At 45.1% G+C, this 12348-nt stretch carries 7 protein-coding genes; all 7 read left to right on the top strand.

What is annotated here, in order from left to right; all coding sequences use genetic code 11:
- Positions 1-478, top strand: a 478-nt coding sequence (locus ACKI5J_RS16160; protein WP_407430523.1) for a RagB/SusD family nutrient uptake outer membrane protein, incomplete at its 5' end; no start/stop codon positions are given.
- A gap of 29 nt (positions 479-507) precedes the next feature.
- Complete coding sequence (locus ACKI5J_RS16155; protein WP_407430522.1) at positions 508-2271, top strand: fasciclin domain-containing protein; 1764 nt, start codon at positions 508-510, stop codon at positions 2269-2271.
- 52 nt (positions 2272-2323) lie between these two features.
- Positions 2324-3766, top strand: coding sequence for a fasciclin domain-containing protein (locus ACKI5J_RS16150; RefSeq protein ID WP_407430521.1), 1443 nt, complete (start codon positions 2324-2326; stop codon positions 3764-3766).
- A gap of 23 nt (positions 3767-3789) precedes the next feature.
- A complete protein-coding gene (locus ACKI5J_RS16145) occupies positions 3790-6966 on the top strand; it encodes a SusC/RagA family TonB-linked outer membrane protein (protein ID WP_407430520.1) in 3177 nt (1058 codons plus the stop codon).
- 13 nt (positions 6967-6979) lie between these two features.
- Positions 6980-8752 (top strand): RagB/SusD family nutrient uptake outer membrane protein, encoded by a 1773-nt coding sequence (locus tag ACKI5J_RS16140; protein WP_407430519.1) that lies wholly within the window; start codon positions 6980-6982, stop codon positions 8750-8752.
- A gap of 73 nt (positions 8753-8825) precedes the next feature.
- Positions 8826-10079 carry a polysaccharide lyase family 1 protein gene (locus ACKI5J_RS16135; RefSeq protein ID WP_407430518.1) on the top strand — a complete coding sequence of 418 codons (1254 nt, stop codon included), beginning with the start codon at positions 8826-8828 and terminating at the stop codon, positions 10077-10079.
- A gap of 54 nt (positions 10080-10133) precedes the next feature.
- Entirely contained in the window at positions 10134-12275 is a 2142-nt protein-coding gene (locus tag ACKI5J_RS16130) for a hypothetical protein (RefSeq protein ID WP_407430517.1), read from the top strand.
- Positions 12276-12348 lie beyond the last annotated feature (73 nt).

Here is a 12348-nt window from a genome sequence, read left to right as displayed (position 1 = left end):
TGGCGTAAATGCTTCGAGTTCCAGAGGATCTTCCAACTCGACTTCATATGCGCATTGGTTCTTTTACCGGTATGCTGATATCTTGCTGATGAAGGCAGAAGCGCTTAATCAATCCGGAAAGGGAGCTGAAGCACTCGATCTTGTGCAGATAATTCGTGAAAGAGGCAATGCGTCGACCGCAACTGAAAGAATCCTCGATCCTAATGATCAGTCGGGTGTTGCAGATTATATTTTAGATGAGCGAGCCCGGGAATTCGCATTTGAGGGAAAAAGATGGTACGACGTACTTCGCAATGCTAAACGAAACAACTATGCCAAATTGGACCTGCTTCTCAACTTAGTTGCCGAAAGTGCGGAACCCGAATTTCAGGCAGCAGCCATTACTAAATACCGCGATTTCAACAGCCATTACTTTCCCTATTATTTCGCAGAAATACAGGCGAATAAGGCCCTGGTTCAGAATCCTTTCTATCAATAGTGAGCACATTAACAAAGAAAACAGATGTTATGAAAAAGATACTGAAAATATGGATGTCAGGTATCATGGGTATGATGCTTGTATTAGCATTTACTGCCTGTAAAAAGGAGAAATTTGATTTGAACACGACGTCGGATGTAAACGTGACCCAGTATCTGCTGGATCATCCCGAACAATTCTCAGAGTTCTCGAAGATTTTGGAAATTACAAGGAACGACGGATTTCTGGGTGCTTACGGGGCATACACATGCTTTGTTCCAAATAATGAAGCCGTCGGCCTTTACTTGAAAGAAAGGGGAAAAACGAACGTAAGTGATTTCACTGAAGCGGAGTTAAAAGAACTCGTCCAGTTCCACGTAGTGCGTGATACCATAACCTCAGAGGACTTCAAAGAAGGGAAGCTGAGAACGACAACGATGTATGGTCAGTATCTCATATCTGGAACGGAGAGTACGTCCGACGGCGTGAAAACAACAATTAACCGCCAGGCACAAATCCAACAGGCAGACATTCGTCTGGGAAATGGTATCGTGCATGTAATTGATCACGTACTGAAACCCCAGAAGAAGACACTCGCACAGCTAATAGAAGAAGATGATGCATTCTCCATATTTGCCCGTGCGCTGAAGGAAACAGGCTTCTACGACACACTCAATGTTCTTCCGCAGGACAATCAGGACACAACCCGGTTGTGGAATACGGTGCTGGTTGAATCAAATGAAGTTTTGAAGCAAAATGGAATAAACAGCTACGAGGACCTTAGAACGAGATATAGCCATACCGGTAATCCGCGGAATTCGCAGGATAGCCTTAACCTTTTCGTCGCCTATCATATTCTTCCGGGACGCAAGTATCTGACAGATATATACAATGCATCTTCTCATACTACTTTGTCTGTTCTTGATGTAATAACTACGAAACTGAATGGTACTTCGATCCTGATCAATGATGATACGTTTAACGGCGTGCATGAGTTAGGATCTGAAGTAAACAGGCAAGCCAGTGATAATACTGCTGCTAACGGCGTTTTGCATCTCATGAATAAGCCTTATGCCATTAAATTGCGCTTTCCAATACCTGTTTACTGGGAGGTGACCGATCAACCTGAAGTTACAAAGCTGACGAATTTCAGGAAGACAAATTCCAGTGGTCCTTCCTGGGCGCCTGGAGATTTGAAGGACATACAATGGGGTCCCGGCGGCTCACTGAAATACACTGTCGCTCCTGAAGCAAGAAAGTTTTATGTATACCATGATGATTACCTCCAGTTTGCTTCTCTCCGGACAAATTCAGCTACGAACGTAACCAACTGGATCGAGATTAAAACGCCTCTTTTAGTGAAGGGAAGATATAAAGTCTGGATTTGTATCGTCAGACGTGGGGGAGGAGAAGGTGTGCAGGTATCGTTCAACGGACAGGTATTGCCGAGGATTCTCAAGTTAAACGAACAGTTACCTGCAGGAACGCTGGATACGCTTAACAAGAATTATACCTATCCGGCCGGAACCACGCCCGCCTCGCTTGAAGCACTGGGTAAGAAAATGGTGTTTTCGAAGTATATATACCAGCCAGGTTCTGACTATACGATTGATTATTACAGAGACAGCTTCGGACTCCTGGCAGGAACGATCAACGTGGAGCGTACCGACAGACATACGCTCAGGCTTCAGGCGGTAGGTGCCGACAAATCAGGCGACATCCAGATCGATATGATCCACTTTATTCCTGAAAATGAAGATCAGTTGTGGCCTAAGTTTAATCCTGACGGATCCGTAGTGCAAAAGCCTCAATAAATATGTCATTATCACCCGGTTTACCCGCCGGGTGATTTTAATTGAAACAACAATGATATTAAAACCAACTAAGTTAATAATCCTCATAGCATCTTTTTTTGTCGTCCTGGCAGGATGTAAAGATCAATGGGATGATCATAATGCGCTAACTGATCCGGCCGTAGGCAAGAGCCTGTTACAGGCCATAGAGGAGAAGCCTGAGTTGACACGCTTTAGAGAGCTTTTGGTGAAAACAGGCTACGACAAGATCATCAGTTCAGCCAATGTCTTTACCATCTGGGCTCCCGATAATGATGCTCTTCAGTCGCTTGATCAAACAACGTTAAACGACACCACGAAGTTGAAGCAATTCATAGGGAACTATATTGTCAGTCAATCTTATTTTACCAATAAAACGGATTCGGCTCTACGGATTGAAACACTAAATGGTAAGTATATCAAGTTTCATAAGTCAGCCTTTGAAGGAATCTCTTTGAAGCAGGCTGATCTGTTTACTGGAAACGGCACCTTGCATATTATTGGGAAGCTTGTATCTCCAAAACCCAATATCTGGGAATTTTTGAACGCCTCAGCATCCAGGCAGAAGGATTATATAACAGGGCTGGAGTACGATGCTATCGACTCTGCAACAGCTGAGCAGATTGGAATAGATCCGGTTACCGGAAAGCCGATATTCAAGCCCGGAACAGGAGTGATCAAAAAAAATCATCTTTTTGATAAAGCAGGCAACCTGGCCAATGAAGGTCAGGAGTATACAGTCATCTTGTTAAACGATGACGCACTCGATGCCGAATTGCAAAAATTCAGTCCCTATACCCAAGGAACGAACCATCAGGTTGCGAATAGTTATACCGTATTGAAAGACCTTGTATTTAGCAGGCTCGTCGATATTGACACCATGAAGACAGATACCCTGGTATCCGCGGACGGGGTGAAGGTGCCTTTCAAGAAGTCTTCAGTTATCGAGAAGATCGTTACCAGTAATGGATATATCTACAAGATGAGCTCCGCACCTGTTAAGGTTGCAGATAAGATCATGACCATCAAGCGGGAAGGAGAGCTTCCTGATGGCTTCAGCAGAACAGACAAAAGCGGCAATATCAGCTATCGGCTCAGACGGGCACCTGAAGATCCGGAGACAGACAGGCCTTCGTATCTCTTTAACGATATATACATCTTTAACCACAAAGTGCCTCTGTTCCATGTACGCTATAACTTCAAAAATGTATATAAGGGTAAATACAAGGTTTATTGGGTAGCTCCCAATGACGTCCAAACTGTAACCTTCAAACAAAGAGTTGCATTTAATAATCCCTATGGAAGCTATCTTGAGAAAGTTGTTCCATTGAAAGACTATAAAGAAGTAGAAGTGGGAGAGTACACAGTTGATGAGTATGGCGATTTGGCTGTATACATCATTTCAGATAATAATGGAACTGACGGTACAAACTCCATCAATATCGACTACTTCAAACTGGTTCCACAATTACCCTGACCTAACTTATTAATATAACAGATATGTATTTATTGAAGAGTATAAGAAACTATCTCTTGTTATCACTTATGACGATGATCTCGGCCCTGGCGATTGCCGGCCAGCGTTACTCATCGGAAATAAAAGATGAGAAGGGAATAAATGTGACCGGAATCATTGTTGATGCCGCTACAGGGTTGCCTTTAACCGGAATCAATGTAAGTAGTGAGGGTTATTCGGCCGCGATTACCAATGATAAGGGAGAGTTTAAAATCAACGTACCTCATCTTGAAAGCGTATTATTCGTTTCAGGAGCAGGGTACCAGTCGAAACACAGCCCACTAAAAGGAAGGAGCAACCTGACCATTTCCTTAAATGAAGGAGCATTCAAATCGATATATGACGAAGCATCTGGTTCTCTTGTTGCCGGCAAGACTTCAAAAGTCTATCTGACGGGCGCCGCTTCAAGTATGAATGTGAACGATACCTGGAATCGTTCCTTTGAAACTGTAGATAATTATCTCCAGGGTCAGGTGGCAGGCTTAAATGTAGTCAGGAGATCCGGTACTCCCGGCATCGGAGCCAATATGTCTGTCAGAGGGTTCTCTTCTTTGTATACATCCAACCGTCCGCTTATAGTGGTAGACGGGATGATCTACGATTCGGAGACCTACGGAACCTCATTGATAAACGCTCATGTAAATAACCCGTTGTCGCTTCTGGATATTAAAGATATTGAAAACGTAACGGTTGTTAAAGATGCTACGTCCCTTTACGGTACAAAGGGAGCTAACGGAGTGATTTTCATCACGACCGCGCATGCCAGCGAACTGGCTACAAAAATCGATTTTTCGGCATATGGTGGAGTTAATTCAGCACCAGCAGACCTCCCCGTGCTGGATGTATCTGGTTACAGACTTTATCTTTCAGAGCTGATGAGAAGCTCCGGTATACCTGCTTCCCAGATCGCGTCACTTCCCTATCTGAATGACGACAAGTCATCCCCCGACTATTACCGGTACCACTATAATACCAATTGGCAGAATAAAACGCTGTCAAACAGTTTGGATCAGAACTATTATCTTAAAGTATCAGGGGGAGATAATATTGCGAAATACGCACTTTCCATCGGATACCTCGATAATAAAGGTGTAATAGACAATACTAATCTGAATCGCTATACCGCACGCTTTAACGCTGATTTCCATCTAAGCACAAAGCTAACTGCTGTGACTAATATTGCTTTCACATCGAGTGAGCAATTGTTGAAGGACCAGGGCTTGAACACGCGTACCAATCCGGTGCTATTAGGCCTGATTAAATCTCCGTTCCTGCCTGCCTATCTGGTAGATGATAATGGTATAGAATCCCCTAACCTGGCTGATACGGATATTTTCAATATCAGCAACCCTGCTGCTGTTACCGAAACAATGAGCGCCAGTAATAAAAACTCCAGGTTTTTTGGCTCTGTCCGATTTAACTACGAGCTGGGTAAATATGGTAATGTAGGATCATTGATAGGCCTGACCTATGACAAGGTTCGGGAAAATACATTTCTTCCGCGACTGGGAGTGGCGCCTGAAACATTAAACAATGCAGTGGCGTACAGCACCCTCGGAAGCAGGGTTCAACGCTATCGCTCTTTGTACAATGATACCTACTATTCATACAAAAGAAAATTTACAGGCGATCATTCATTTGAAGGCAATATAGGATTCCGCTATCAGGATTCCGAAAGTGAGCAGGACCGCGCGTTGGGATATAACTCACCATCTGATGATTTTGTGACGATAGGCTTTGGTACGAATTCTTTAAGACAGATTGGTGGAGATATTGGAAAGTGGCGGTGGCTCAACACCTACCTGGGCATGAACTATGCATTCAAAAGTAAATATCTGCTCTCTTTTAATCTCTCGGCCGATGGATCTTCCCGCTTTGGAAAAAATGTGGAGGACGTATTGAACATTGCCGGTAATAAATATGCTGTGATGCCTTCTGCAGCCGCGGCCTGGCTTATCTCATCGGAGAATTTCATGGCCGATCTGGATGCTGTTGAACTTCTGAAAGTGAGAGTGAGCTATGGCTTAACCGGAAATGACGATCTGGGAAACTATTCGGCAAGAAGATACTATGTATCACAGAACCTGCTTGGAGCGCAGGGCTTCATACGCGGCAATATCGGTAATCCTTATTTGCGCTGGGAGACCGTAAAAAAACTGAATGCCGGCATAGACCTGAGCCTCTTCAACGAACGTCTTTCATTCAGTGTAGACGCTTACCGGAATACGACATCAAATATGGTTGTTTACGATGAACTGCAAACTGGGGCCGGCTTTGATTTCGTTGTATCCAATGGAGGCGGAATGAAGAATGAAGGTGTGGAGGCATCTTTAAACGCCCGGTTGGTTAACAAGAGCATAAAGTGGGACATAGGAGCAACTATTTCATCTTACAGAAATAGAATAACTTCTCTCCCTGGAAATAGAAGTTTAGTGACCAGCATCGGCGGCGCCACTGTCTTAACGGAGATGAACGGCCCCGCTAGTCAATTCTACGGCTTTAAAACAGAGGGCGTATTTGTATCTGACGCCGAAGCAGCAGCTGCCAATCAGCGGGTGAGGACTGCTGATGGAAGCTTGATGACCGCTACAGGAGGCGATATCCGCTTCGTTGATCTGAATGACGATGGAATAATTGATGATCAGGACAGAACAGTGATCGGCAATCCGAATCCCGACTTTTTCGGAGGCGTCAATACCAACTTATCCTGGAAGGGATTGTCGCTGAACGCGCTGTTTACCTTTAGCGTAGGGAATGATCTGTATAATGGTACACGAGCTATACTCGAGTCGGTGTCCCAGCCCATGAACCAAACGCAGAATGTGCAAAACCGTTGGCATTATGACGGGCACATTACGGATATGCCCAAAGCAAGCTATGGAGACCCGCTGGGAAACAGCCGGTTTTCAGACAGGTGGATCGAAAAAGGATCGTATCTGAGACTCAGAACGGTGTCGCTTTCCTATAGCCTTCCTATCAAACCACAGTTTATGAAATACGCGACACTCTATGCGACGGGAAACAACCTATTCACCATCACCAAATATCTGGGTTATGATCCGGAAATGAGTTCTTCAGGAAGTGTGCTCTCTCAAGGATTTGATACTGCACAAGAGCCACAGTTTAAATCAGTTCAGTTAGGTGTACGTATCGGCTTGTAATAGTTCTAAACATATGAAAAGTAAAAAAATATCAATATCTGTCAGAGTTCTGGTACTCGTATTTTGTCTGTTGAACATCACAGCCTGCCGGGACATGTTCGATGTTTTGCCGGAAGACACGATCGACCATACGAAAGCTTACCAGAACATTTATGACGCAGACGCAGCTGTCCTCGGCGTCTATGGTCAGTTGCTGAACATAGCCAAACAATATGAAGTGTTAAATGAGCTGAGAGCCGACCTTGTAGACGTAACAGGAAACGCTGACACTTATCTCAAGGAGATCAATAACCATCAGGTAAGCAGTGCTAACCCTTATGCTAATCCGAAGCCTTTTTATGCCGTCATCCTGAACTGTAACGACGTATTGAAAAATCTTCAGATTATGTATGAAAATAAGAGGATCAATAAGTCGGAGTTCGATCAAAGGTATTCTGATATAGGGGCATTGCGCAGCTGGATCTATTTTCAGGTCGGTGTCCACTACGGAGAAATTCCTTATGTTACAGAAGCAATCGAGAATATCGACGATGTGAAAGACGCTTCTAAGTTCCCAAGGATAAAGCTCGATGAACTGGTAAGTAAACTAATTGCGTTTATGGAGTCTCTTCCTTACAAGGATGTTTATGCAGTGGGAAATTCGCTTAACACGCAACTTGATGGCTATCCCAGCAAACTTTTCTTCGTTAACAAATATTGTGTGCTGGGTGATTTATATCTGTGGAGTGATAACTACGCAAAGGCCGCTCATAATTATAAGAACGTTCTGGAGACTACTACACCATTAGGTGAGTCGGCGGGAGACAACTACTATAACGCGTATGTAGGCAGTAGCGGTGATGTAGACGAAATAAAACCGGGATCATGGCAAACTTTCTTTTCCCGCTCTCCGCAGGATAATCAGTACCAATGGGAGTGGGTATGGAGTATGGTATTCGATTCACAATTTCAACCTAAAAATCCGTTTATAGATCTGTTCTCTAATGCAGGCGGCAGCTATCTGCTGAAGCCTTCAACTGCTGCCATCTCCAACTGGATGCAGCAGGACCAAACGGATAATACTCCTTACGATCTTAGAGGTTTGGATAATAGCTATAAGATTATAAACGGGCAACCTGTAATTATGAAATTCCTTTATAACTATCTGAATGCCACAACAGGAGTGCCGGGTAAGTTGCTCGAAAGGAATGGTAAATGGTTTCTGTACCGTGCAAGCCTGGTACATCTCCGTTATGCAGAAGCTGCTAATCGCGAGGGTCATGACAAGATTGCCTATGCACTTATCAATCAGGGAATAAAAACCACTTACGCATATAATCCAAACACCACGGACGCGACTCAAAAGCAGGCTACCTTTCTTGACTGGCCTTACGATCTGGATGCCCGAAAAATTGATGCTCCGCGATTGAGAGGTAAGTATCACAGGAATCTCGGAATCAGGGGCAGGATGAGAATTAAAGTATCCGGCCTGTCTAAGAGTGATTCATCTGCATATTTCAATGGTGTTGATGAAAATGCAAGTGATTTCGAGCCCTTGTACACCAACCGCACCGTTAAAGACCGCGCCGGATTGACCCAATTCATGGAAAACAAGATCATCGATGAAGCTGCTCTTGAACTGGCGTTTGAAGGGAACCGGTGGCAGGACTTGTTCCGTATTGCCAGGAGAATGGAAAAAGAGGGAAAGAACGGATTAGGTTTCCTCAACGGAAAATTGAAAACTAAAAATCCGGGCTTCTCCGCAAAAGGATCGATGAACGACTGGTTTCTGCCTTTTACCTGGTAGAAAAGATGACTTAAATAGATGCTCTAAGAATCCACACGCACAGACACACTTAACATACTAAACAACATTACCAATGACACGATCATTCATTATTGCCACTCTTATAACTGCGTTTCTGTCCTCCGCCTCCGCTCAGCAGCTCGCCTTTCCCGGCGCTCAGGGCTTCGGAAAATACGCCTCCGGGGGCAGAGGAGGAACAGTTTACCATGTCACAAACCTCAACGACTCCGGTGCCGGCTCCTTCAGGGATGCGGTTAGCGCCCCAAACAGAATCGTCGTTTTTGACGTGGGAGGGGTCATCAAAGTAAATTCGCGAATATCGGTGTCTTCTAATATTACTATCGCCGGGCAAACTGCTCCTGGCGAAGGTATCGCCATCTACGGCCACGGACTGTCGTTCTCTAAGCAAAAAAATGTCATCGTCAGGTACCTCCGGCTCAGGGGTAGCATCGGTATGGCCAGGGGATCGTGTACTTTGACCGCCGATGATGCGGATAATATGATCTTTGATCATGTCTCCGTTCAATGGGGGCGTTGGGATAATCTTCATATCCAGAACAGTACCAATATGACCCTGCAGTACTGTATCATTGGCGAGGCGATTGATCCTCAACGTTTTGGAGCAATTCTGGAACGTCCGGAAAAACTCACCATCCATCATAGCCTTTGGATAGATAATCAGAGTCGTAATCCCAAGGCCAAGGCCGGAATTGAATACGTCAACAACGTAGTCTACAACTGGGGAAAAATTGGCTTTGTAGGCGGACACTCAAGTGCGCATCACAGACAGGATATCATCAATAACTACTTTATTGCCGGACCGATTTCATCAGATGATTTCATCGCCATGTTTTCTGCTACAGATCATGTCTACCATAGCGGGAATAAGGTTGACCTGAATAAGGACGGCGTCCTCAACGGTCGAGTCGTTACTGATGAAGATTTTATTAAGAGAAAAGCGACCCTTGAATCAGCCCGACAGAATGTTTCCATGACGGCAGAAGAGATCCAGAGTGCTGATGAGGCTTACGAAGTAGTTCTGCGCTCAGCGGGTGCCTCTTTGAAGCGCGATGCCGTGGATAAGCGGCTTATAGGTTATCTTGCCAGCTTAGGCAAAAAGGGTGAAATCTTCCATAAGGAAGAAGATGCAGGAGGCCAGTTACCTTTAAAGGGAGGAAAAGTATGGAAAGATACGGATCAGGATGGTATGCCCGACAAGTGGGAAAAGAAAAACCGGCTTAACCGACGCACGCAGGACGGCAATACGTTGAGAAGTGACGGTTACAGCAACCTGGAGTATTATCTGAACAGTCTCGTCCCCCAGTAACGGATTCCAGGATTAAAACAGTTTCGCCATTGCCTATTTTTTTAATAAAGGAGAATGAAAAGAAGTCTAATATTATCAGCCATATTAATAACAGGGTTTGCTGCATCGGCGCAGCAAACAAGCCCTAAGCAAGTACCCATCAACCGGAAAGAACTTGTAAGCAGGCATAATGTGATGCTTGATAAGGCGGATGCTTTCGCGCCACTTACAGTAGGTAATGGTGATTTTGCCTATACTGCTGATGTAACAGGAATGCAGTCTTTTGGAGATTACTACCATCAGCATGGCATTCCCCTTGAGACACTCTCTACCTGGGCATGGCATTCCTTTCCTAACAGCAAAGGCCTCAGAATGGAGGATGCAACGAAAATAAGCGACTTCCACGGCCGGAAAATAGCATACGCCAGTATAGAAAAGAGTGAGGCAGGTGAGTATTTTCGTAAGAATCCTCATCCCGTAGCACTCGGACAGATCGGCTTACGAAGGAAAAACGGAGAAGAACTTCAGCTGAAAGAAATTGCTCATATCCAGCAGAAACTGGATCTATGGACCGGATTAATAACAAGTAAGTATGAGGTCGACGGTCAGCCTGTATCGGTGGAAACCGTTAGTCATCCGGAATTAAGTCTTGTCGCTTTTAAAATAAAGTCGCCTTTGATAAAGTCGGGCAACCTGAAACCAAACTTTCGCTTTCCATATTCCTACGACCTCCGTGTAAAAAACAAACCTCCCTTCGACTGGCAGAGTGTGAAAAAGCATCAGACAAAGGTTGTAAGCCAGGAACCCGGCAAGGTACTTCTCGAGCGTACTATCGACGATACCCGTTATCATGTAGACGTTCAGTGGGAAGGCCACGCAAAATGGGAAGATAGGGGTGCCCATCATTATTCAGTTGACGGCACGGGATCTGACAGTTTGTTGCTCATTGTGCGCTATACCCAGGATGCAAAGAGTGATAAATCGCCTGACTTCGCCGGTACAAGAGAATCAAGTGCCCGCTCCTGGAAGAACTATTGGACAAAAGGGGGCGCAATTGAATTAGCGGGGAGCAAAGATCCGAGGGCATTTGAGTTGGAAAGGCGAATTGTCTTGTCCCAGTACTTGATGAAAGTACATTATGCAGGATCTTTTCCTCCACAGGAAACCGGACTGGCTCAGATAAGCTGGTATGGAAAGCACAACTCAGAGGTTTATTGGCTACATTCCGCTCAATTCTATTTATGGAACCGAACCGAATTACTGGAAAAAGGTTTTCAGTGGTATAACAAGATATTGCCGGTGGCTGTTGCGGATGCAAAATCAAAAGGATTTAAGGGCGCGCGCTGGCCAAAGATGGCTGCGCCCGACGGAATAGAAAGCCCTGGAGGGATCAATCCATTCATCATCTGGAACCAACCAAACCCTATATATCTTTCGGAACTGGTATACAGGGCGAATCCCGATAGCCACACGCTTAGCAAATACAGGGATATAGTATTCGAGACTGCTGAATTTCTGGCATCCTATGCTTTCTATGATGCTTCCACAGATCGTTACATACTGGGCCCTCCTATAAAGAGCGTGAACGAATCTACCGAGGAAAACACCACGCAAAACCCCAGTTTTGAGCTTGCCCAATGGTATCACGGGCTGAGCATTGCGCAAACCTGGAGAGAAAGGCTCGGCATGGAACGGGACCGGCATTGGGATGACATTCTGAAGAAATTATCCAGAATTACCATCAGTGATGGAAAATATGTGGAAATAGAAACAGATCCGCAGATGTATACACGTGAAGGGGGATATCCCTCAGCGATCATCATGGCTCTCGGTTATCTCCCTCAAACCCCGATGGTGGATAAGAAGATTATGGAAGCAACGTTCGACGCCATTGTTAAGAGAAACGGCCCCGGTACTTTCAGTAGCTGGAGTATGGGTAAATGGGCGTTGGCTGCTGCTCGGCTGGGCAAGCAGGCGACTGCTGTTGACATCATATGCAATGAACTTCCCGCGGCCAGGTTCCACAAAAGCGGGTATGTCCAACGACCAAAAGAGCCTCTTGGATGTCCGGCCTACCTGCCTGTAAACAGTTCTTTCCTTGCGGCGGTTGCTTTAATGGCAGCAGGCTGGGATGATGCCCCGAAGATAAATGCACCCGGTTTTCCGCAGGACGGTTCCTGGGATGTGCGCGTGGAGAATCTGAACAAACTCCCCTGACGAAATTGTAAAAACGACTCTCATAGCCGTTTTTAAGCCTATACCGTCAATATTTGAAAGATTTCTGACAATT

Origin of the sequence: Arcticibacter sp., from assembly GCF_045629565.1 — a bacterium.
Taxonomy (GTDB): domain Bacteria; phylum Bacteroidota; class Bacteroidia; order Sphingobacteriales; family Sphingobacteriaceae; genus Arcticibacter.
The sequence above is the reverse complement of the archived record's forward strand: the minus strand, read 5'-3'. Positions and strand labels throughout refer to the sequence as shown.

Coding starts and splice junctions, on each gene's coding strand:
- ACKI5J_RS16155 (WP_407430522.1), top strand. CDS start 508: ATGAAAAAGATACTGAAAATATGGATGTCAGGTATCATGGGTATGATG.
- ACKI5J_RS16150 (WP_407430521.1), top strand. CDS start 2,324: ATGATATTAAAACCAACTAAGTTAATAATCCTCATAGCATCTTTTTTT.
- ACKI5J_RS16145 (WP_407430520.1), top strand. CDS start 3,790: ATGTATTTATTGAAGAGTATAAGAAACTATCTCTTGTTATCACTTATG.
- ACKI5J_RS16140 (WP_407430519.1), top strand. CDS start 6,980: ATGAAAAGTAAAAAAATATCAATATCTGTCAGAGTTCTGGTACTCGTA.
- ACKI5J_RS16135 (WP_407430518.1), top strand. CDS start 8,826: ATGACACGATCATTCATTATTGCCACTCTTATAACTGCGTTTCTGTCC.
- ACKI5J_RS16130 (WP_407430517.1), top strand. CDS start 10,134: ATGAAAAGAAGTCTAATATTATCAGCCATATTAATAACAGGGTTTGCT.